Raw genomic sequence first — 22,343 nt, 5'->3', positions numbered from 1 at the left:
TTATCGACGCTGGCGCACCCATTTCGCCACACTATCGTTTTAATAGCTGCCAGCGCAGGTAGCACCTGCGCCAGAGGCTGATTTTTTATAAATTTCAGGCGTGGGCGATTTGGCCTGCTTCGATGGTGATGCGGCGCTCGCACTGGGCGGCGATGGCACGGTCGTGCGTCACCAGCACCAGCGTCGTACCTTGCTCGCGGTTCAGCTCGAACATCAGCTCCATGACCTTTTCACCGGTGGCGAAGTCCAGGCTGCCGGTGGGTTCGTCGGCCAGCAGCACGGCGGGCTGGACCACGAAGGCCCGCGCCAGCGCCACACGCTGCTGCTCACCGCCGCTGAGCAGCTTGGGGTAGTGGCCCAGGCGCTGCCCCAGGCCGACGCGCTCCAGCATCTCGGTGGCGGCTTTGCGGGCGTCCTTGCGGGCGGCCAGCTCTAGCGGCAGCATCACGTTTTCCAGCGCGGTCAGATTGCCCATCAACTGGAAACTCTGGAACACAAAGCCCATCTTTTGCGCCCGCACGGCGGCACGCTGGTCTTCCGACAAGGCAAAAATATCCTGCCCCGCCACGCGCACCGTGCCCTGGGTGGGCGTATCCAGCCCGGCAATGATGGACAGCAGCGTGCTTTTGCCCGAGCCCGACGCGCCGACGATGGCCACAGTCTCCCTGGACGCGAGGGAGAAATCGATATCGCGCAAAATGGCCAGCGACCCGGTGGAATCCGTCACGGATTTGGAGATGTGTTCTACCGCAATGACGGCACCGGTGGACAGAGTTGGCATGAAAGGCTTTGAGTTTTGAAACGTAGACACTTTATCGCGGCGGCGACCTTGGCCCTGGCCGTAGGGGCATCGGCAGCCCAAACCCCTTCGATCTTGGTAGTGGGCGACAGCCTGAGCGCCGAATACGGCCTGGCCCGTGGCACCGGTTGGGTGGCCTTGCTGGAAAAGCGCCTGGCTGACGAAAAGATAGCTGCCACGGTGCACAACGCCAGCATCAGCGGCGATACCACCCCCGGTGGCCGCGCGCGCCTGCCCGCCCTGCTGACCAGCGTCAAGCCAAGCGTGGTGGTGATTGAACTGGGCGGCAACGACGCCTTGCGCGGTCTGCCTTTGCAGGGCACGGAAGACAATTTGCGCAGCATGACCGAGGCGGCCCAAAAAGCCGGGGCCAAGGTGCTGCTGGTGGGCATGCAGGTGCCGCCGAATTACGGTCGCGACTACGCCGATCGGTTCAGCGGCGTGTTTGCCAAGGTTGCCAAGGGGGAGAAAGCCGCGCTGGTGCCGTTTCTGCTGAAAGGAGTGGCGGATGTGCCGAATGCGGCAAACCTGTTCCAGCCGGACCGCATCCACCCCAAGGCGGAGGCGCATCCTACGTTGCTGAACAACGTGTGGCCGGAACTGAAGAAACTCTTGAAGTAATCAGGATTCCGTGGGTGCTTCCGGCGGCTGGCCGTCTACCGGGGCGCTGCCATCCTCGGGCGCATGCTCATCGTGCTTGCGTTCGCTTTTGGATTTGAGCTTGTCCTCTTTCTTCTTTTTCTTGGCCAGCTCTTTTTGGCGCTTTTCGTATCCGTAATTAGGTGTTGCCAAGGTCTTCTTCTTTCAAATAATGAAGAGACACTTTAACAGCTTGCAAGCAGGTCAGAAACTACGCAAATCCCCTGTATGCCCGCAGGGCCGCACCCGGGACGCTACGGCAGTTTTATAGGTGCTGAAGCGCCTGCGCCAAGTCGGCCTGCAAATCCGCTACCGACTCCAATCCCACCGCAAACCGCACCAGCGTGCCTTGCGCCACGCCTGCGGGCCATTGCTGGCGCATGCTGGTCAACTCGTACGGCACCACCAGGCTCATGGGGCCGCCCCAGCTGTAGCCAATTTTAAATAGCTGTAAGGCATCGCAGAATGCATCGACCTGCGCCACCGTGAACCGAGGATCCAGCACCACGCTGAACAAGCCCGCTGCCGCATTACTGCGGCACAGCGTGAGCCAGTGGGCATGTCCCGGCGCATCGGGCAAGGACGGATGCAACACCTGCGCAAACTGGGTTTGCTGCGTACACCACCGCACCAAGGTGCGGGTGGCCACGTCGTGTGCGTGGTAGCGCAAAGCCATGCTGGACAGTGAGCGCAGCACCAGCTCGGCATCGTTGGCCCCCACGCCCAAACCCAGGTGCATGTGGGTGCGCTGGATTTTGCGGTGCAAGGCCGGGTTGCGGGTGATGACGCTGCCCATCAGCACGTCACCGCCGCCGCTGGGATATTTGGTCAGGGCATGCGCCGAAATGTCCACGCCCAGCGCCGGGCTGGCACCGGGCAGCAGATCAAACGGATTGAAGGCCAGCCCGGCACCCCAGGTATTGTCTAGGGCGCAAACCACGTCCCGGTCTTGGCAGATGCGCACCAGGGCGGGCAGATCGGGGAACTCCAGCGTCACCGAACCGGCGGCTTCGACCCAGACCAGCCGGGTGGTGTCGGTGATTTTGGCCGCCAGATCGGCCGGGTCCATGGGGTCGTACACCTGGGTGGTGATGCCCCAGCGCGCCAATTGCCCATCGGCCAAGGATTTGTTGGGGCCGTAGACGTTGTCGGGCACCAGCATGCTGTCGCCGGTCTTGAGCAAGGCCAGCGCCACGTTGGCAATGGCCGTCAGCCCACTGGGCACCAGCACGCAGTACAGACCGCCCTCTAGAGTGCACAGGCGCTCTTCCAGCTGGTAAGTGGTGGGCGTGCCGTGCAAGCCGTAGGTAAAGGCCGATTTGTCCTTCCACTCGCGTTCGCGCATGGCGGCGACGGAGGGAAAAATGACGGTGGAAGCTTTGAACACGCCCGGCTGCGGGGCCGCAAAATCAGCCGGTGGCTGGTACGGATGGTGGATGAGTTGGGTGGTCAGATCAGGCAAACAACATCTCCGTCAAACATCTATCAGAGTTTCCACTTTTCCATCAATTGCGCGGGGCGCAGGGCATCGTAACCTTCGAAAGGCTGGTGGATCCACGGGTTGGTGGGCAAGAATTCCACCGAGTAGTCGGGGGTGAACACCGACACCGCCTTGGTCCACACCACGGCGCTGCGCAGCTCGGTGATGGGGGGATAGTTGGTTTTCAGTTGCTGGATCACCGAACGCAGGGTGTGACCGGTATCGGCCAGGTCATCCACCAGCAGCACTTTGCCCGCAATCTCCCCCTTGGGCGTGGTGATGAAACGGGCGATGTCCAGCGTGCCCTGCTGCTTACCAGCATCCGCACGGTAGGAGCTGGTGGACATGATGGCCAAAGGCTTGTCGAAGATGCGCGACAGCACGTCGCCGGGACGCAAACCGCCACGTGCCAGGCACAGGATGGTGTCGAACTGCCAACCCGACTGGTGCACCTTGAGCGCCAGCTTTTCGATCAAGTTGTGGTACTCGTCATAACTCACGTACAGGTGTTTACCGTCTTCTGTCAACATGGGGATTACTCCTGAAACTATAGCTACTCGCATAGGCACTGATTGCGGTGAGCGCCTATTTTTTATAAATTTGGCTTAGGCTTGGTACGGGTGCTTCAGCAGGATGGTGTGGTCACGGTCCGGGCTGGTGGACACCATGGCGATGGGCACGCCCGTCACCTGCTCAATGCGGCTGAGGTAACGCTTGGCGTTGACCGGCAGCTTCTCGTAGTCGGTCACACCCACCGTGGAGTCGGTCCAGCCCTCGATGGCCTCGTACACCGGCACGCAGCGGGCAATGTCGTCCGCGCCCATGGGCAAGATGTCGATCAGCTCACCGTCCAGCATGTATCCGGTGCAGAGTTGCAGCACGTCGATACCGTCCAGCACGTCCAGCTTGGTGATGCACAGGCCACTCAGGCCGTTGACCTGGGCGCTGCGCTTGAGCAAAGCGGCATCGAACCAGCCACAACGGCGGCTGCGGCCGGTGGTCACGCCTTTTTCAGCGCCGATAGTGCTCATGTGGTAGCCGGGGGTGCCGGGCTCTTCCCAGGCAAGTTCGGTGGGGAACGGGCCGCCACCCACGCGGGTGCAATAGGCCTTGGTGATGCCCAGGATGTAGTGCAGCATGCCCGGGCCCACGCCCGAACCGGCCGCCGCGTTACCGGCTACGCAGTTGCTGGAGGTGACATACGGGTAGGTGCCGTGGTCCACGTCGAGCAGCGTGCCCTGTGCACCTTCAAACAGCAGGTTGGCACCGGCGGCGTGGGCATCGTTCAATTCACGCGACACATCGGCCATCATGGGCTTGAGCAGCTCGGCGTGGCGCATGGATTCGGCATACACCGTATCAAAGTCGATGGCCGGGGCGTGCAGGAACTGGGTCAGCACGAAGTTGTGCAGCTCCAGCAGTTCGCGCAGCTTGTTGGCAAAGCGCTCGGGGTATTTCAGATCCTGCACGCGCAGGGCGCGGCGGGCGATTTTGTCTTCATAAGCCGGGCCAATGCCGCGGCCGGTGGTGCCGATCTTCTCGGTGCCGCCCTTTTCGCGCAGGCACTCGCGGGCGATGTCGATGGCCGCGTGGAAAGGCAAAATCAACGGGCAGGCTTCGCTAATGCGCAGGCGCGAACGCACTTCCACACCGGCCTTTTCCAGGCCCTCTATTTCTTCAAACAACTTGGCCGCCGACAGCACCACGCCGTTGCCGATGTAGCACTTCACACCCGCACGCATGATGCCGCTGGGAATCAGGTGCAAAGCCGTCTTCACGCCGTTGATGACCAGCGTGTGGCCAGCGTTGTGGCCGCCCTGGAAACGCACCACGCCTTGGGCGCTTTCGGTGAGCCAATCGACCAGCTTGCCTTTGCCTTCGTCGCCCCACTGTGTGCCCACTACGACGACGTTACGACCTTTGGTCACTGCGGCTAAATTGTTTTGGATGTTCATCTCGGAAATTTCTTAAATAGCTTGCACGATCCACTGGCCCGCTGCTGGGGTCAGCATGCGGTCGCAATGGAACTCATCAACTTCACTCTCGTGGCCGGGCAGCACGCACACCACGGTTTCGCCCTGGGCTCGCAACGCAGCAATCGCGCTGCGCAAATCTGCCGCATGACCCCAGGGTGCACGGATCGCCGCCCGCAGCGGACGCGGACCAACCGCCCCCACCACCTGCTTCAAATCCAGGCTAAAGCCCACAGCGGGCCGGTTGCGGCCAAACACCGCGCCCACTTCGTCATAACGGCCACCGCGCACCAAGGCATCGCTGGCCCCTTGCGCGTAGATCGCAAAACGGGCACCGCTGTAGTAGGCATAACCACGCAGATCGGCCAAATCGAATGTGACCGGCGTGCCATCCAGCTGTGCCGACAACCATTGCAGGTCGCGCAGAGCATCCTGGATCGCAGGCAGCGCAGGCAGCACGCGCGCGGCGGTCTGCAAAATACTGGCATCACCATAAAGTTGCACCAAGGCCAGCACGCCATCGCGCGAATCCTTGGGAAAATCCTGGCACAGGTTGGCAAGCTCGGTGGCATCTTTGTTGGCCAGCGCGGCGTGCACACGGGCCAAATGCTCGGGCGCCAGCCCCAGATCGGCCAGCAGTGCCCGCGCGATGCGGGCATCACCCATGTCCACAGCCAGGCCTTGCACATTGGCGGCCTGTAGGCAATCCAGCGACAGTTGCAGAATTTCCAGGTCGGCTTCCAGCCCGGCATGGCCATAGATTTCGGCCCCCAGCTGCAGCGGTTCGCGGGTGGCGTGCGGGCGGTCGGGCCGGGCATGCACCACCGGGCCGCAGTAGCACAGGCGCGTGACACCCTGGCGGTTCAGCAAATGGGCATCAATGCGGGCCACCTGGGGCGTAGTGTCGGCCCGCAAACCCATCATGCGACCCGAAAGCTGGTCTACCAGTTTGAAAGTTTGCAGGTCCAGCGCTTCGCCGGTACCCGTGAGCAAGGATTCCAGGTGCTCCAACAGGGGCGGCATGACCAGTTCATAGCCATAGCCACGGGCGGCATCGAGCAAGGCGCGACGCAGTTCTTCGATGTGCCGAGCCTCGGAAGGCAGAACATCGGCAATGTGATCCGGTAGGACCCAAGCAGACATGGAGTTTTGGGAGGCTGTTAAAAAAGAGATTTTACCGGGCTGAAACACTGGGTTTCAAAACCATGACAGGTTTTGACCCAGATCACCCAGAAATAGGACGTAACCGGCCGGATAAAGCCACCGGTATACCCCCTGCTGAGGAGGTCTCGCGACCACATGCACTGGGCAAGCCCGAACGTACCCCTCAGCTCACCAGCCAGAGAAGTAAAAGGCCTGCGACGATACTGCATAGCCCGAAAAAGCGCAGCTGGCCATCTTGCAAAGCCAACATCTGCTGGAACACGCGCCGCCAACCGCCCGGCGACAGAAGCGGCAACAGCCCTTCTATCACCAGTACCAGGGCCAGCGCGGCCCAAAGGCTATTGCCTGCGTCTTCCAAGATTACTTCTTGGTCGGTGCGGCAGCCGTATTACTGGTGCTGCCGCTGCCACGCATGGCCTTGAAGAAGTCAGACGATGGGTCGAGCACCATCACATCGCTCTTCTTGTTGAAGCTGGATTTATAGGCATCCAGGCTGCGGTAGAACTGCGCAAAACTTGCGTCTTTGCCAAACGAATCAGCGTACAAGCGCGAAGCCTCGGCATCGCCCTCGCCCTTGATTTTTTGCGCATCACGGTAGGCATTGGCAATCGTCACTTCGCGTTGCTTGTCGGCATCGGCGCGGATTTTTTCGCCTTCGGCCGCACCGGTAGAACGCAGCTCGTTGGCCACGCGCTTGCGCTCGGCTTCCATGCGGCGGTACACCGATTCGGTAATCGCTTCCACATAGTCCACGCGGGTAATGCGCACGTCCACCACGTCCACACCCCAAGGCTTGGCACCCTGCACAGCTTCCAGCACTTCGCGCTTCACGTCGGCCATCAGGACTTCGCGCTTGAGCGACAACAGGTCTTTCACGGTGTGCTTGTTGACTTCTTCTTGGAAGGCATTGCGCACCACGCGGTTGAGCTGGTTGGCACCGGCATTTTCATCCAGACCTACATTGCGAATGTAGTCTGATGGGGCGGTGATACGCCAGCGCACATACCAGTCGATCACCACGCGCTGCTTCTCTGCCGTCAGCACGGGTTCGGCATCGGTGCTGTCCAGCGTCAACAGGCGCTTATCGAGATAGCTGACGTTCTGGAACGGCGGTGGCAGCTTGAAGTTCAAGCCTGGCTCGGTAATCACGTCCTTGATCTGGCCTAGCGCATAGACGATACCAAACTGGCGCTGGTCCACCACAAACAACATCGAGCTCAGCAGCGCCAACACCACCAGCAAGGAAGATCCAATAAAACCAATTCTGTTCAAAACATTCTCCTAGCGTACGTCGCGGTCACGCGAGCGCGAAATATCACGCGAACGGGCATCGTTGGACAAAGACACGGGTGCAGCAGGCACGACCGGCACGGCGGCAGAGGCATCTACAGGCGCGGTGGCAGCAGCTCCGGTCTGAGCCGACATTTGCATGATCTTGTCCAGAGGCAGGTACAGCAGGTTGGAACCCTGGCGCGAATCCACCAGCACCTTGGTCACGTTGCCGTAGACCTGCTGCATGGTGTCCAGGTACATGCGGTCACGGGTGACCTGCGGGGCCTTTTGGTATTCGGTCAGTACCGAGCGGAAGCGCTGGGCATCACCGTCGGCTTGCGCCACGATGCGGGCCTTGTAGGCTTCGGACTCTTCTTTCAGGCGCGAGGCGGAACCCACGGCACGGGGCACCACATCGTTGGCATAGGCTTGCGCATCATTTTTGGCACGCTCACGCTCTTGCCCGGCCTTGAGCACATCGTCAAACGCGGCCTGCACTTGCTCTGGAGGGCGCACACCGCTTTGCTGCATATTGATGCCCACCACTTCGATGCCCACGTTGTAGCGGTCCAGAATGGTTTGCATCAGGGTGCGTACACGGGGGCCGATCTGGTCGCGTTCGTCGGCCAAGGCCGAGTCCATCTTCATCTTGCCCACCACTTCGCGCACGGCGGTCTCAGCCGCTTGCACGACCGCGCCGGTAGGGTCCTTGCTTTCAAACAAGAAAGCGCGGGCATTGCTCAACCGGTACTGCACGGCAAACTTGATTTCGACGATGTTTTCGTCTTCAGTCAGCATGGCCGACTCGCGTAAGCCGGTGGCTTTGATGATGGAGTCACGCCCCACATCCACGGAGCGGATCTGCGTCACGAACACCAGTTCATGGCGCTGGATCGGATATGGCAGACGCCAATTGAAACCGGCACCCACGGTCGACTTGTACTTGCCAAACTGGGTAATGACCGCTTGCTGACCTTCTTGCACGATGAAGAAGCCCGTGCCCAGCCAAATCAATGCCACCACGGCGGCGATCAAGCCCACACCGATGCCAGCACTCTTCATGTCGGGTTGAAAGCCACCACCAGAGCCGCCGTTGCTACCACCGTTGTTGCTGCCATTCGGACGCTGACCGCCCTTGGCTCCGCCGAACAGGCCACCCAGCTTACGGTTGAAATCGCGCCACAGTTCGTCCAGATCGGGCGGGCCCTGGTTAGGGCCCTGGCCTTTGTTGGGCGTATTTTTGGCGGGTTCATCCGGCTTGGGTGTACCGTCGGCATCCGACTTGTCGTCGCCACGGCCCCAGCGGGGGTCGTTCAGATTGAACATGCCCCGGATGCGGCCCGGCAAGGCGGCCAGGTTAAAGGCCCGTAAATTGAGATTCATTCGCGCAAGTCTCTTGGTTGTCATTCGTCTATTGTGCCCAATCGGGCAGCATCCTCATTCCACCCAGGGGATTGGGTCGATGCATCGGCGATGGGCATTTTGGCGACCGCCAGCTCGGCCAGCTTCAGACGCAGCGCAGGCAAACCCTCGCCGCTCTGGGCACTTAAAAATATCCGCGGTACCGGCTGGCCATCCACTTCAAACACGTCCTGCAGTTGGAGCGGCCAACGGGTTTTATCAAGGGCATCCAGCTTGTTAAATACTAGCAGTTGGGGCACATCGGCCGCGCCGATCTCGCGCAGCACCAGGGCGACCTCGGCCATCTGCTCTGGAAAATTCGGGTTGGATGCATCGACCACGTGCAGCAGTAGATCGGCATCGGCAGCCTCTTGCAAGGTGGCGCGGAAGGCATCTACCAGCCCGTGCGGCAAATCACGGATAAAACCTACCGTATCTGACAGCGACACCGAACGCCCTGCCTCGCCCAGGTAGAGCTGGCGGGTGGTGGTGTCCAGCGTGGCAAACAACTGGTCGGCGGTGTAGGCACGGGCCTTCACCAAGGCATTGAACAGCGTGGACTTGCCCGCATTGGTGTAACCCACCAATGAGATGGTGAAAGCATCGCGGCGGTTGCGTTGGCGGCGCTGGGTGCTGCGCTGCTTCACCACTTTGGTCAACCGCTCTTTGGTGCGTTTGATGGATTCACCCAGCATGCGGCGGTCCAACTCGATTTGTTTCTCGCCCGGGCCACCGCGCATGCCGATCCCGCCACTTTGCCGCTCCAGATGCGACCAGCGGCGCACCAGCCGGGTGCTCAGGTACTGCAGCCGCGCCAACTCTACTTGCAGCTTGCCTTCGTGGCTGCGGGCGCGTTGGGCGAAGATAGTCAGGATCAACATGGTCCGGTCGTTGACCGGCAGTTCGCAGTGGCGTTCAAGGTTGCGCTGCTGGGCGGGGCTGAGGCTCTGGTCGAACAAAATCTCGGTTGCGCCGTGCATCTGCGCCAAGAGCTTGATTTCGTCGGCCTTGCCGCTGCCCACGAACAGGGCCGCATCAGGTGCCTGGCGCTTACAGGTGATGCGGGCCACGACGCGCATGCCAGCGGTGTCGGCCAGCAAGCCTAGCTCTTCGAGCTCTTTGTCAAAATGGGGAGTGCCTAGATCAACGCCGACCAAAACGGCCAGCGGCATATCAGGAGTATCAGCAGAACTCAAATCGGGATGTCGGTAAAGGAAAGAGGCTATGGTGGGCCGGGTACCGAAACTGGCGCCCGGCCACCAAGAGGATGAACCGCAGATTAAGCCGCTGGCTCTGCCACCGCCGTGTCGTCTGCAGCCGAGAAATTGACTGCGCGACCGGGGACGATGGTGGAGATGGCGTGCTTGTAGACCATTTGGGTCACGGTATTGCGCAACAGCACAACGTACTGGTCAAAAGACTCAATCTGGCCTTGGAGCTTGATGCCGTTGACGAGGTAAATCGACACAGGTACATGCTCACGGCGCAAGGTATTGAGGAATGGGTCTTGAAGAAGCTGCCCTTTATTGCTCACGATATTCTCCGTGTTGTGAAGAGGTTGAAGAAGGGATGGACCTTACCACAGGGTTCCCAGCACTTACCCTGAAATAAGGGAAGCCCCCATTGAATTACGGAGACTAAGGCGTATCAGTCGTCTTTGTCGGAATACGGATTGGCCGCCGACTTCATCTGGATACGCAGCGGCGTCCCCGTCAGATTAAAGGCCTTGCGGAAACGCCCTTCCAGGAATCGCTTGTACGCCTCGGTCACATGTTCCAGCGAGTTGCCGTGGATGATGATGATCGGCGGATTCATACCACCCTGGTGGGCATAACGCAATTTGGGGCGGAACATGCCGGCGCGCTGCGGGCTTTGGAAAGCCGTGGCTTCCAGCAGTAGGCGCGTCAGCACCGGGGTGGACATCTTGCACATGGCCGCCTGGTGGGCTTGCAAAATCGAAGTCCACAGCGGACCCAAGCCTTGGCGCTTAATGGCCGAAATGAAGTGCATGGAGGCAAACTTCAAGAACGCCAGGCGCGTCTCGATAGAGCGCATCACCAACTGTCGCTGGTACGCATCCACCGCATCCCACTTGTTGATGGCCAGCACCACCGAACGACCGCTTTCCAGGATGTAGCCCGCAATATGGGCATCCTGGTCGGTCACGCCCTGCGTGGCATCGATCAGCAACAGCACCACGTGGCAAGTCTCAATAGCCTGCAAGGTCTTGACCACCGAGAACTTCTCGATGGCTTCAAAAACTTTGCCCTTGCGGCGCAAACCCGCCGTGTCGATCAGCTCGAACTTGTGGCCGTTGCGCTCGAAGGGCACGCTGATGGCATCGCGGGTGGTGCCGGGCATGTCGAAGGCCACCAGGCGCTCTTCGCCGAGCCAGGTGTTGATCAAGGTCGATTTACCCACGTTCGGACGACCTGCCACGGCCAGCTTGGTCACACCAATATCTTCGGCCTCGGCCTCTTCGTCCGGATCGGCCAGATTCAAGGGCGCCAACGCCAGATCAACCAGGTCACGGATGCCCTGCCCGTGCGCAGCAGAAATGGGATACACCGCGCCCAGACCCAGCTCATAGAACTCGATAAGTTGGTGGCCCTCGGTCATGCCCTCGGCCTTGTTGGCCGTCAAAATGCAGGGCTTGCCCAGGCGGCGCAGGTATTTGGCAATGTCGTAATCTTGGGCCGACAGACCGCCCCGTGCATCCACCACAAAAATTACCACATCGGCTTCGGCCACGGCCTGGCGGGTCTGCTTGGCCATCTCTTTGTAAATGCCGCTCTCGGCATCGGGCTCAAAGCCACCGGTATCGATGACGATGTACTCGTGCTTACCCTGGCGGCCATTGCCGTAGTGGCGGTCGCGGGTGAGACCGGCGAAGTCCGCCACAATCGCATCACGCGTTTTGGTGAGGCGGTTAAAAAGGGTGGATTTGCCCACATTGGGGCGACCGACTAAGGCCAAAACTGGTTTCATAGGATGGCGCAGATCGGCTGACGCAAATAGTTATTCAGGCTGGAAGCCAAAAACACCGCCGTTGTGGGTTACCACGACAACCGTGTTGCCCGCGAGCACGGGATCGGCCGCGATGGCAGAGCCGTCGGTGGACACACGGGTCAAGGCTGACCCGTCTTCGCGGGACAGGAAATGTACCAGACCCGTACCGTCACCGACCACCACCGATCGGCCCACGGCCAACGGCGCCGACAAAGTACGGTAGCGCAAACGCTCTGACGACCACAGACGCTCGCCATCCGCACGGTTCCAGGCCAGCACATTGCCGTCGTTTTCGGTGCCGAAAACGGCGCTATCGTTGCCGCCCACGCCTTCGGAGGCGACGGCTGGCTTGGTCCACAGCAAGCGGCCCGAAAGAGCATCTACACAGCCCACGGACGACTGGAATGCCCGGGCACAAACCACATTGCCGACGCGGCTGACGCTGCCGACCAGATCGACCAGGCGCTCGACCTCATTGGTGCCCCGTGGCGCAGCAATCGCGGCTTCCCAGCGGGTGCTGCCATTGGCCGGATTCATGCCCACCAAGCGGCCAGACATACCGGCCACCAAGGTGTCGCCCACCGCCAGCAAGACGCTGGACTGGCCCAGCACCAGGGCCTCGCCCGTGCGCTGCTGGTTCCAGAGCCTGCGGCCGGTCTGTCCATCAAAAGCGGCGACCGAACGGTCTGCCGCCAGCAGGAACACACGGCCACCGGCGACCAGCGGTGCGGTATAGGTTTGTGCGCCCAGGCGTTGGCGCCACAGCACTTTGCCAGCCTCCAGCGCGACGACCTCGTTCTCGCGGGTGACGACGGCGGTGACTTTGCCGTCGCTGCCCACGCCTGCCGACAGGGGTGAGCCCACCGACGCACGCCAGAGTTCACGCCCGGTAGCGCCATCCAGCGCCAACACTGTCCCGTTGTTGCTGGCTACGGCGACCGTGTTGCCACTGACGCTGGTCGTCAACGGAAAGCTGACATCGCCCAGTTTGGCGTTCCAGGCTTGGCGCACACCCAGCAGGGCCACGTTGGCCGGCAGATCGGCGGGTTTAGGCTTGTCTGGCGTACTGGAGCACGCCGCCAAGGTCGCTACCAAAAAACTAGCTACTGATGCACGCAGAATATGCGCTGGAAGCACTTTTTTCATTATTTTTTGATTTCTACAGTGACGGGACTGGCGGCGCTAACCACAGGGGCGGCAGGACGGGGGTCCACGCCCAGGCTGTTGAGTTTGATTTCGACGATGCGGCGGTAGTCGTCGCGCTCGTCCAGGCCGGTATAGGCGGCCTTGTATTGCGCAATCGCCTCGGCTTTTTTGCCTTGCAGGGAGAACACGTCGCCCTTGCGGTCAGCGACCAGCGGCTCGAATTCTTTGGGGAAACTGCCCGACAACTGCTGCATCGCCTCGTCATACGACTTGGATTCGAGCAGCACGCTGGCCAGACGCAGGCGCGCTACAGGCTGGTAGCCGTCTTCGGACGACTGCCCAGCCACCCAGGTCAAGGCGGCTTTGCTGGCATCCACACTGCCTTTTTCAAACAGGGTTTTGGCGGCCAGCAAACCAGCTTGCTGGGCAAAGGTCGTGCTGCCGAACTTATCTTTCATGTCGGCGAAAGCCCGCTCGATCTTGGCGGTGTCACCGGCCTTGGCGGCGCGGTCTACCTCGTCGTACAGGGCGGCGGCCTGGGCGGATTGGCTGCGCTGCCAGTATTGGTAGCCGTTCCAGCCTGCAAAACCGGCCAGCACTACGATGAGCGCCCAGGTGATCAGGTTGCCGAAGCGGTTCCAGAAGGCTTTGAGTTCGTCAAGCTGTTCTTGTTCTTCAAGGTCGAGGTGGTTTGCCATAAGTTTCTAAAAATCAAGCGTTCGATTGTAGGGTGGCGGCCCAAGCAGCCACGTCGGCGAGGGACTCGGTGCGCTGGGCACCAGCACCGTCACGCAAGGACTTCACCAGCACCAGGTTTTGCGCCAGTTCGTCCGCGCCAAAAATCAGCGCGAAACGGGCTCCGCTGCTGTCAGCCTTCTTGAGTTGCGACTTCATACTGCCCATGCCTTCGGCGGCACCGGCGTGCATCTGTACCTGCACACCGGCGCGGCGCAGGGTTTGCAGGGTTTGCATGGCCACCGGCAAAGCCGCGGCATCGGGCAGCACGGCGTAGGCATCGGCCACCAACGCAGGCAGCTCGGCACCTTGCTCTTTGATAAGTTCCAGCACGCGCTCGATGCCCATGCCCCAGCCGACCGCCGGGGTAGGTTTGCCACCCAGCAGCTCGAACAGGCCGTCGTAGCGCCCTCCTCCACACAGCGTGCCCTGGGCACCCAGCTCGTCGGTGATGAACTCGAACACGGTGTGGCTGTAGTAGTCCAGCCCGCGCACCAGGCGCGGGTTGATGGTCCATTGCACGCCGCAGGCGGTGAGCAGGCTTTGCACGGTATCCAGGTGCTTGCGCGAGGCATCGCCCAGGTAGTTGAGCAGTTGCGGCGCGTCTTGCACCATGGCCTGCATGGCGGGGTTCTTGGTGTCCAGGATGCGCAGCGGGTTGGTCAGCAGGCGGCGCTGGGCGTCGGCATCCAGCAGCTCGCGGTGCTGCTCGAAGTAGGTGATCAGCGCGGCGCGGTGGGCCTGGCGCTCGGCAGGTACGCCCAGGCTGTTCATCTCGACCCGCACATTGCGCAGGCCCAGACCAGCCAGCACGTCATTGGCCAGCAGCATCAGCTCGGCATCCACCTCGGGACCGGCAAAGCCCAGGGCCTCGGCACCCAGTTGGTAAAACTGGCGGTAGCGGCCGCGCTGGGGCCGTTCGTGGCGGAACATGGGGCCCATGTAGTACAGGCGCTTGCCACCGTCGTAGGTCAGGTTGTGCTGGATGGCGGCGCGCACCACACCGGGGGTGTTCTCGGGGCGCAGGGTGAGCTGCTCGCCATTCAGCCGGTCTTCGAAGGAATACATCTCCTTCTCGACGATGTCAGTGGTTTCGCCGGTACCGCGCACAAACAAGGCGGTGGGTTCGACGATGGGCGTGCGGACCATGCGGTAGGCCGAGCGCGCCATCTGCGTGCGGACCTTGTCTTCCAGCCACTCCCAACGCGCAGAGTCGGGCGGCAGTATGTCGTTCATGCCTTTGACGGCACTGATTTTGTCAGCCATAAATCCTGTTTACTATTCTTTTAATAGCTGCCAGCGCAGGTACCACCTGCGCCAGAGGCCGATTTCTTATAAATTTTGGCTAGGCCAGCGCAGGGCTGCCAAAGCGCTTGGCGATGTAGTTTTCTACGATCACCTGGAATTCCTGGGCGATTTTGTCGCCGCGCAGGGTGACGCTCTTCTCACCGTCGATGTAGACCGGCGCAGCAGGCGCTTCGCCGGTACCGGGCAGGCTGATGCCAATGTCGGCATGCTTGCTTTCGCCGGGGCCATTGACGATGCAGCCCATCACAGCGACCTTCATGGCCTCGACACCGGGGTACTGCTCCCGCCACACCGGCATTTGCGCGCGCAAAAAGTCGTCGATCTGCTTGGTCAGCTCCTGGAAGGTGGTGCTGGTGGTGCGGCCACAGCCAGGGCAAGCAGTAACGCTGGGCACAAAGCTGCGCAGGCCCAGCGACTGCAGAATCTCAGAAGCCACGACCACTTCTTGGGTACGGGCTTCGCCCGGCTGGGGTGTGAGCGAGACTCGGATGGTGTCGCCAATGCCTTCTTGCAGCAGCACCGCCAGCGCAACGCTGGAAGCCACCGTGCCCTTGGTGCCCATACCGGCTTCGGTCAGGCCCAGATGCAAGGCGTAGCGGCAGCGTTGGGCCAGGGCGCGGTAAACCGAAATCAGGTCTTGTACACCGCTGACCTTGCACGACAGAATGATTTGCTCGGGCGGCAAGCCCATGGATTCGGCCAGGCGGGCAGACTCAATGGCCGAGGTGATCAACGCCTGGTACATCACCGGCTTGGCATCCCAGGGCACGACGCGGCGGCTGTTTTCGTCCATCAAACCGGCCAGCAGTTCCTGGTCCAGGCTGCCCCAGTTGACGCCAATGCGCACGGCTTTTTTCCAGCGCACCGCAGCTTCGATCATCTGGCCGAACTGGCGGTCGCGCTTGTCGCCCTTGCCCACGTTGCCGGGGTTGATGCGGTACTTGGACAGGGCTTCAGCACAGGCCGGGAAGTCGGTCAACAGGCGGTGGCCGTTGTAATGGAAGTCGCCGACCAGGGGCACGTCGATGCCCATGCGGTCGAGTTGCTCCCGGATATACGGTACGGCCTGGGCGGCTTCGGGGGTGTTGACGGTGATACGCACCATCTCGGACCCTGCCAGCGCCAGTTCTTTGACCTGGATAGCGGTGCCGATGGCATCCACCGTATCGGTATTGGTCATGGACTGCACCCGTACCGGTGCATCGCCACCCACGGTCACATCCCGCGCACCCCAGCGCACATGGGCCTGGTAAGTGTTGCGCACCCGGGGTGCTGCGGCATCGATCGGGGTGGAAAAGTCCAAGGGAGAGTATGTGGAGGGCATCACTTCACCTCGAAACGGGCGACACGGTCTTTGGGGAAAGCCGCCATGTCATAGGGCTGGCCGCGCACCTGCAACTGCACGGCATCCACACGCCCCACCACCACAGCCATGGGGAATGGGCCGGTCACTTCCACGGTTTCACCGGCGTTGAGGGTTCGGCTCACACCGACCACACCTTTGGCATCGGTCACTTTGACCCAGGACTCGGCCTGGGCTGTCAGCACCACCGCCTGGGTTGCAGACGCAACAGGCGCCACCGGTGGCACAGCCACGGGCTCAACCGGCACCGGCTCCGACGCAACCACCATTGGTACGGGTACCGCCGGGGTCTCCGTCGCCTCGACACTGGGTGCCAGCACGGCGGCTTCGTCTTTGGGGGCATCGGAAGATTTAGGCCACAGCACCACCGCCACAGCGGCGACGAGCAAAGCGGCCACAGCCAACACCGACGGGTTCAGCATTTGCCCGCGAAGGGAGGTACGCGGACCCGCGTCCGTGGGACGGTAGGGCGTGTTGATGGACGGAGCCTCGGCACCCAGCCGGGACACGCCGGTGGCCGGGAAATGCGCCAGTACCGGGTTGGGGTCAATTTTGAGGGTCCGGCAGACGCTGGCGGCCAGTGCCCGCGCGAACGTCAGGTCGGGCAGCAGGTCGAGACGCCCCGCCTCCAGGGCTTCCAGCTTCTTGACAGGCACTTTCAGCGACACGGCCAGGGCGGCTACGTGCAGGCCAGTAGCTTCGCGTGCACTGCGCAGCAAATTGCCGGCCTCTACAGCAGAAACGGCGGTATCTGTTACCGGATTCAATCCAATTCCATCTTGCCCCACTGGCTCACTCATCAAATGCCCCTCTGTCATATGCGGCCAGCTCACGGGATTGGCCAAAACGTTTTCTCAATTGCTCTACCAGTTGCAACATGGCTTCGCGGTTTTCCATACGGCGTTCGACCTTGATACCCAGCCACAGGGACTCGGCATTGGCCAGCTCGGAATTGTTTAAACGTCGGATGTAGAACTGTGCCCGTAACCACTCACCACGCTGGAACAACAAGGTGGACAGGTTGTAGGCAATGATGGGGTTACCTGCGTCCAGCTCGTAGGCACGGGCCAGATTACGCTCAGCCTCGGGTAGCTGGCCCGCGCGTTGCTGGCACAGGCCTTCGGCCATCCAGGTCTTGGAACGGGCCCCGTAGGTGGGGTTGGCCAGCGCCTGCTCAAACATCTGGATCGACTCGGGATACCGGCCCTGCTGGCACATCAGCCAGCCATAGTTGTGCAGGGTGTTCGGGTCACGGGGATTGATAGCCAAGGCGCGGCGAAAACTATCTTCTACCAGCGGCATATCGTTCAACCGCATGTAAATCAGGCCACGCAGGTTATAGGCATCCGAAAAAGACGGATCAATCACCAAGGCCTGCTTCACCTCGTCCAGCGCCACCGTGGTCTGGCCTTGCTCGAAGTAGGCTACCGCGAGCTGCATACGGGTACGGGCGCGCTTGCGGGCCTCGGGTTCGTCCGAATCGGTCAGTATTTCGCCCTGGGCCACCGGAACCGGGGCAGCTCGGGATGAGGGAGTGGTCACCGTGCTGCTGTTGGAGACGCTGGTGGTCGTCGTTGTCGTGGTGCAGGCCTGGAGGCCAAACAGCAGGGAAAGACCCGCCAACAGCCGAACCCACACTGGTACGCACAGAGTTTTTTGCATGCCTCAAGCCCCTTTAGCGTGATTGTCGGATGTGCCTACCACTGGCGGAACCTGCGCCATCATCACCACACGCTGCTGCGCCATGCGTTTGACCACCTGGGTACGGTCTTTCACGTCCCCTGCGAGCTGTCCGCAGGCGGCATCAATGTCGTCGCCCCGTGTCTTGCGTACTGTGGTGATGATGCCTGCATCACTGAGCATCTTGGCAAACGCCGTCACCCGGGGCATGGGCGAGCGCAGCAGGCCCGACGCTGGGAACGGGTTAAAAGGAATCAGATTGAACTTGCACCAAACGCCGGGCTGGCGGTACTGCTGCACCAGGGCAATCAGCTGATGGGCATGCTCGGGTTGGTCGTTCACACCATCCAACATGCAGTATTCAAAAGTAATGAAATCGCGCGGCGCATGTGCCAGGTAGCGGTTGCAGGATTCCAGCAACTCGGCCAACGGATACTTTTTATTCAAAGGAACCAGGTTGTCGCGCAAGGCATCGTTGGGCGCGTGCAGCGACACGGCCAAGGCGACAGGGCAATCCAGGCCCAACCTATCGATCATCGGCACCACGCCCGAGGTGGACACGGTGACCCGACGGCGCGACAGGCCGTAGCCGTGGTCATCGAGCATGACCTTCAGGGCGGGCACGAGGGCGTTGTAATTCTGCAGAGGCTCGCCCATGCCCATCATCACTACATTGGAGATGACGCGTTCAGAGGTGTTGAGGTGCTTGCGCAGGAAATGTTCAGCAAACCAAAGTTGCGCAACGATTTCACCGGTGGTGAGATTGCGGCTGAAGCCTTGGTGGCCGGTGGAGCAAAAGCGGCAGCCTACAGCACAGCCTGCCTGGGACGATACACACAGCGTGCCCCGGTCGCTTTCGGGAATGAAAACCGCCTCGACGGCATTGCCGTCACCCACATCGAAGAGCCACTTGATGGTGCCGTCGGCCGATGCGTGCTGGCTGATGAGCGGCAAACCCTGTACATGGGCGCTGGTGGCCAGCTTGTTGCGCAAGGACTTGGCCAGGTCGCTCATCTGCTCAAAATCAGTGGCTCCACGTTGGTGGATCCAGCGGAACAACTGGGTGGCGCGAAAGCGCTTTTCACCCAGCCGTTCGCAAAACGCGGCCAAGCCGTCGAGGTCAAAGTCGAGCAGGTTGGCCGTCATTGCATAAAACGCTAATTACTTAGCAGCAAAAACATTCAGACCGGCGAAGAAGAAAGCGATTTCTTCCTTGGCGGTTTCAGCAGCGTCAGAACCGTGCACGGCGTTGGCATCGATGCTGTCGGCGAAGTCGGCGCGGATGGTGCCAGCGTCAGCCTTCTTAGGGTCGGTCGCGCCCATCAGGTCACGGTTCTTCAGGATGGCGTTTTCGCCTTCCAGGGCCTGGATCATCACGGGGCCAGAGATCATGAACTCGACCAAGTCCTTGAAGAAAGGACGGGCAGCGTGCACGGCGTAGAAAGCTTCGGCTTCACCGCGCGACAGGTGGGCCATGCGGGCAGCAATAACCTTCAGGCCAGCGGCTTCAAAACGGGCGTAAATCTGGCCGATCACGTTCTTGGCAACGGCGTCGGGCTTGATGATGGAGAGTGTGCGTTCGATAGCCATAATTTTTCCTAGATTCAGAAATTGGGTTTTATTGAAATTTTGCCAACTAAGCAAAGCCTGCGAGTTTAACCCGGCAGCATGTCCTCTTTACGAATAGGCCGCCGTGGTGTAAGCGATTACGGTGACTGGTTTGTCCTTTAGCGGTTACGGCCACCGCTGCGGCCACCGTTACCACCACCACTACCACCGCCGCGCCGTGGCCCGCCCTGGTTGGACTCCTTGCGTTGTCGCACAAGACTGTCGGCACCGATGTAACCCAAAGAGGTTTTCATCGGGTCCGGTTGACCGGTCGGGTCTTTGCGCACGGGGTTACGGCCTTTACCGCCGATCTGGTTGGTCACCAGGGGGTTCGGTCCCGCGGGTGCGTTGCCACCCGATGGGCGGGGGCCGCGCCCACCGGTGTTGCGACCACCACGGGTACGGTCAGGGGCGGCACGCTTGTCCATGGGGTTGGGCGGGCGACGGCTAGGGGCACGGGCCTGGCGGGGCACTTCATCGAACTCTCCCGCCGGTGTTTTGTTGGCGGCTTTAACCAGGGCCTGGATGTCGCGTTCGTCCAGCTCCATCCAGCCGCCACGCTTGAGGCCGCGCGGCAGCAGCATGGCACCATAACGGATACGGATGAGTCGGCTCACGGCATGACCCACGGCTTCCAGCATGCGGCGGACTTCGCGGTTACGGCCTTCGGAGATGGTGACGCGGTACCAGCAGTTGGAGCCTTCACCGCCGCCATCCTCGATGCTGCCGAACGAGGCCATGCCGTCATCCAGCTTGACACCATCGAGCAGGCGCTGCTTTTCTTCCTTGTTCAAAGCGCCCAGCACGCGCACCGCATATTCACGCTCCAGGCCAAACCGCGGATGCATCAGTTGGTTGGCCAACTCGCCCGAGCTGGTAAACAGCAGAAGGCCTTCGGTATTCAAATCCAGCCGACCCACCGACTGCCACTTGCCGTTGTACAGCTTAGGCAAACGGCGGAACACCGTAGGCCGGTTTTGCGGGTCGTCATTGGTCACCACTTCGCCGACGGGCTTGTGGTAAGCAATCACGCGCGCTGGCGGCGGTTCTATGCGGAAACGCACTGGCTTGCCGTTGACCTTAACGGAGTCTCCAAACTGCACGCGCTGGCCGATGTGGGCAGGTTCGTTATTGACAGAAATACGGCCTTCCAAAATGAGCTGCTCCATTTCGAGGCGCGAACCCATACCGGCCTGGGCCAGCACTTTGTGCAGCTTGGGGCTTTCGGCCTGCGGCAGCAAGACGCGTTTTACAGGCACCAGATCAGGCACGTCTTCGTCGGCATCAAACTGGCCAGACACCACATCCAGAAAGCGATTACCTTCCTCTGTCGTTACGGGTTGGAGGGCAAGCGGTGTCGTTTCTTCAGGAGTGTTGTTCATGGGAAGGCTCGGTTATTGGGGCATCCACCGTCTCGGCGGGACCCTCAGAGGAAATAGGGGGAAGCTCCACCAAGGCGGGCTCTTCGGTACGGGTGAGTGATGCCAGCAACTCGGCGCGCTGCACAGGATCATCAGCCACCGGCAGTTGGTCTAGCGAAGACAGACCTAAATCGTCCAGAAACTGCCGGGTAGTGGCAAACAAGGCTGGGCGGCCCACGGTTTCCCGGTGGCCAATCACTTCGATCCAGCCCCTGTCCTCCAGTTGCTTGATGATCATGGCACTGATGGTGACACCCCGGATTTCTTCCATGTCCCCCCGTGTGGCAGGCTGGCGATAGGCAATGATGGCCAAAGTCTCCAGCGTGGCACGGCTGTAACGAGGGGGTTTTTCTGGGTGTAAGCGGTCTAAGTACTCGCGCATTTCAGGTCGGCTTTGGAAACGCCAACCACTGGCAACGTTCACCAACTCGACACTGCGCTGTGCCCAGTCGTTTTGCAACTCAAGCAGCAGCGACTTCACAGTGTCCGCTCCCAGAGCATCGTCAAACAGCACCCGCATATCGCGCACAGGCAAGGGCTGCTGCGCGCAAATCAGCGCAGCTTCGAGGACGCGTTTGGCCTCTGCCGTGTTCATGGTGTATCTATCTTCCGGGAAAACATGCCTAAGAGCGGCACAAAATCGACAGCGTTGGGTTCAAATTGCAGCCAGCCCCAGATACTTCACCCAGGTTGTCACAAAAACCACCGAGCGTCAGAACTACTGCCTGAGCTTCAAAACACTTTTACCCATTGTAACTGAGGCCCCATTCAGCCAACGCACTGCGCATATCTTCGGGCAAAGATGCATGGAACTTTAATGCATCACCGGTGATGGGGTGCCTGAATGCCAGTTGCGTCGCATGCAAGGCTTGCCGCACCAAGCCCGCAGTCGATGTTCCACCATATACGCCGTCGCCCACCAGGGGATGCCCGGCAGAAGCCATGTGTACGCGAATCTGGTGTGTGCGACCGGTGTGCAGGGTACAGCGCACAAAGCAACCCTGGTCGAAGTTATTCAGCAAAGCGATATCAGTACGAGCAGTTTTTCCGCCCTGCACCGCCAGATCCACCACCGCCATGCGCAAACGGTTTCGCGGGTCTCGGCCAATCGGCAGCTCGATAGTACGGTTCGCAGCACCCACCCAGGGCTTGTGTGCCAAGGCCAGGTATTGGCGGCTAACCTCGCGCGCCGCAATCAAGGCCACCAGCGCATCCATGGTGGCACGGGTGCGGGCCACCACCATCAGTCCACTGGTGTCTTTGTCCAATCGGTGGACGATACCGGCCCGTGGCAGCATCTGGGCCTGCACATCGCGCGCCAACAGCCCGTTCAGCAAGGTGCCGC

At 61.0% G+C, this 22,343-nt stretch carries 23 protein-coding genes and 1 pseudogene; 1 reads left to right on the top strand and 23 read right to left on the bottom strand.

Annotation, left to right across the window (positions count from 1 at the left end; genetic code table 11):
• Positions 1-94: 94 nt before the first annotated feature.
• Positions 95-781 carry an ATP-binding cassette domain-containing protein gene (locus ABI213_RS00870; RefSeq protein ID WP_348007149.1) on the bottom strand — a complete coding sequence of 229 codons (687 nt, stop codon included), beginning with the start codon at positions 779-781 and terminating at the stop codon, positions 95-97.
• Positions 782-796: 15 nt separating this feature from the next.
• Between ABI213_RS00870 and ABI213_RS00865 the strand changes: the two genes are divergently transcribed.
• On the top strand, positions 797-1,420 hold the full coding sequence (locus ABI213_RS00865) for an arylesterase (protein WP_348007150.1): 624 nt from the start codon (positions 797-799) through the stop codon (positions 1,418-1,420).
• Here the strand turns inward: ABI213_RS00865 and ABI213_RS00860 are convergent, their stop codons facing one another.
• From ABI213_RS00860 to ABI213_RS00755, 22 genes and pseudogenes are all read right to left on the bottom strand, one after another.
• Entirely contained in the window at positions 1,421-1,591 is a 171-nt protein-coding gene (locus ABI213_RS00860; RefSeq protein WP_348007151.1) for a hypothetical protein, read from the bottom strand.
• A gap of 112 nt (positions 1,592-1,703) precedes the next feature.
• Complete coding sequence (locus tag ABI213_RS00855; RefSeq protein WP_348007152.1) at positions 1,704-2,900, bottom strand: PLP-dependent transferase; 1,197 nt, start codon at positions 2,898-2,900, stop codon at positions 1,704-1,706.
• A gap of 23 nt (positions 2,901-2,923) precedes the next feature.
• The gene (locus tag ABI213_RS00850) at positions 2,924-3,448 is read right to left on the bottom strand and encodes a phosphoribosyltransferase (RefSeq protein WP_348007153.1); all 525 of its coding nucleotides are present in this window, start codon (positions 3,446-3,448) and stop codon (positions 2,924-2,926) included.
• Positions 3,449-3,523: 75 nt separating this feature from the next.
• Positions 3,524-4,873, bottom strand: a complete 1,350-nt coding sequence (locus tag ABI213_RS00845) for an adenylosuccinate synthase (protein WP_348007154.1) — start codon at positions 4,871-4,873, stop codon at positions 3,524-3,526.
• Between the two features lie 12 nt (positions 4,874-4,885).
• Complete coding sequence (locus tag ABI213_RS00840; protein ID WP_348025689.1) at positions 4,886-6,034, bottom strand: ATP phosphoribosyltransferase regulatory subunit; 1,149 nt, start codon at positions 6,032-6,034, stop codon at positions 4,886-4,888.
• Positions 6,035-6,218: 184 nt separating this feature from the next.
• A complete protein-coding gene (locus tag ABI213_RS00835) occupies positions 6,219-6,413 on the bottom strand; it encodes a DUF2065 domain-containing protein (protein ID WP_295955105.1) in 195 nt (64 codons plus the stop codon).
• Positions 6,414-6,415: 2 nt separating this feature from the next.
• Positions 6,416-7,327, bottom strand: a complete 912-nt coding sequence (hflC, locus tag ABI213_RS00830; RefSeq protein WP_348007367.1) for a protease modulator HflC — start codon at positions 7,325-7,327, stop codon at positions 6,416-6,418.
• Positions 7,328-7,336: 9 nt separating this feature from the next.
• Positions 7,337-8,710, bottom strand: coding sequence for an FtsH protease activity modulator HflK (hflK, locus tag ABI213_RS00825; RefSeq protein ID WP_348007366.1), 1,374 nt, complete (start codon positions 8,708-8,710; stop codon positions 7,337-7,339).
• A gap of 20 nt (positions 8,711-8,730) precedes the next feature.
• The gene (gene hflX, locus ABI213_RS00820; RefSeq protein ID WP_348007365.1) at positions 8,731-9,900 is read right to left on the bottom strand and encodes a GTPase HflX; all 1,170 of its coding nucleotides are present in this window, start codon (positions 9,898-9,900) and stop codon (positions 8,731-8,733) included.
• Between the two features lie 107 nt (positions 9,901-10,007).
• Positions 10,008-10,262: an RNA chaperone Hfq gene (hfq, locus tag ABI213_RS00815; protein ID WP_348007364.1), complete on the bottom strand. Its 255-nt coding sequence runs from the start codon at positions 10,260-10,262 to the stop codon at positions 10,008-10,010.
• Between the two features lie 113 nt (positions 10,263-10,375).
• Entirely contained in the window at positions 10,376-11,716 is a 1,341-nt protein-coding gene (gene der, locus ABI213_RS00810; RefSeq protein WP_348007363.1) for a ribosome biogenesis GTPase Der, read from the bottom strand.
• A gap of 30 nt (positions 11,717-11,746) precedes the next feature.
• Positions 11,747-12,883: an outer membrane protein assembly factor BamB gene (bamB, locus tag ABI213_RS00805; RefSeq protein WP_348007362.1), complete on the bottom strand. Its 1,137-nt coding sequence runs from the start codon at positions 12,881-12,883 to the stop codon at positions 11,747-11,749.
• Positions 12,883-13,581: a tetratricopeptide repeat protein gene (locus ABI213_RS00800; protein WP_348007361.1), complete on the bottom strand. Its 699-nt coding sequence runs from the start codon at positions 13,579-13,581 to the stop codon at positions 12,883-12,885. The genes bamB and ABI213_RS00800 overlap by 1 nt, the downstream gene beginning before the upstream one ends.
• 13 nt (positions 13,582-13,594) lie before the next feature.
• Positions 13,595-14,884 (bottom strand): histidine--tRNA ligase, encoded by a 1,290-nt coding sequence (gene hisS / locus ABI213_RS00795; RefSeq protein WP_348007360.1) that lies wholly within the window; start codon positions 14,882-14,884, stop codon positions 13,595-13,597.
• Between the two features lie 79 nt (positions 14,885-14,963).
• Positions 14,964-16,229: a flavodoxin-dependent (E)-4-hydroxy-3-methylbut-2-enyl-diphosphate synthase gene (gene ispG / locus ABI213_RS00790; protein ID WP_348007359.1), complete on the bottom strand. Its 1,266-nt coding sequence runs from the start codon at positions 16,227-16,229 to the stop codon at positions 14,964-14,966.
• A 20-nt stretch (positions 16,230-16,249) separates the two neighbouring features.
• On the bottom strand, positions 16,250-17,056 hold the full coding sequence (locus ABI213_RS00785; protein WP_348007358.1) for a helix-turn-helix domain-containing protein: 807 nt from the start codon (positions 17,054-17,056) through the stop codon (positions 16,250-16,252).
• A 25-nt stretch (positions 17,057-17,081) separates the two neighbouring features.
• A complete protein-coding gene (gene pilW / locus ABI213_RS00780; protein WP_348025687.1) occupies positions 17,082-17,951 on the bottom strand; it encodes a type IV pilus biogenesis/stability protein PilW in 870 nt (289 codons plus the stop codon).
• 3 nt (positions 17,952-17,954) lie between these two features.
• The gene (gene rlmN, locus ABI213_RS00775) at positions 17,955-19,115 is read right to left on the bottom strand and encodes a 23S rRNA (adenine(2503)-C(2))-methyltransferase RlmN (RefSeq protein WP_348008040.1); all 1,161 of its coding nucleotides are present in this window, start codon (positions 19,113-19,115) and stop codon (positions 17,955-17,957) included.
• A 15-nt stretch (positions 19,116-19,130) separates the two neighbouring features.
• Positions 19,131-19,559: a nucleoside-diphosphate kinase gene (gene ndk, locus ABI213_RS00770; RefSeq protein ID WP_348008041.1), complete on the bottom strand. Its 429-nt coding sequence runs from the start codon at positions 19,557-19,559 to the stop codon at positions 19,131-19,133.
• A 137-nt stretch (positions 19,560-19,696) separates the two neighbouring features.
• Complete coding sequence (locus ABI213_RS00765) at positions 19,697-20,959, bottom strand: pseudouridine synthase (RefSeq protein WP_348008042.1); 1,263 nt, start codon at positions 20,957-20,959, stop codon at positions 19,697-19,699.
• A gap of 124 nt (positions 20,960-21,083) precedes the next feature.
• Positions 21,084-21,593 (bottom strand): annotated as a pseudogene (scpB, locus tag ABI213_RS00760) (SMC-Scp complex subunit ScpB); the annotation flags it as partial.
• 148 nt (positions 21,594-21,741) lie between these two features.
• Positions 21,742-22,343, bottom strand: a 602-nt coding sequence (locus ABI213_RS00755) for an RluA family pseudouridine synthase (RefSeq protein WP_348025685.1), incomplete at its 5' end; no start/stop codon positions are given.

Source organism: Rhodoferax sp., from assembly GCF_039922535.1.
Taxonomy (GTDB): domain Bacteria; phylum Pseudomonadota; class Gammaproteobacteria; order Burkholderiales; family Burkholderiaceae_C; genus Rhodoferax_B.
The sequence above is the reverse complement of the archived record's forward strand: the minus strand, read 5'-3'. Positions and strand labels throughout refer to the sequence as shown.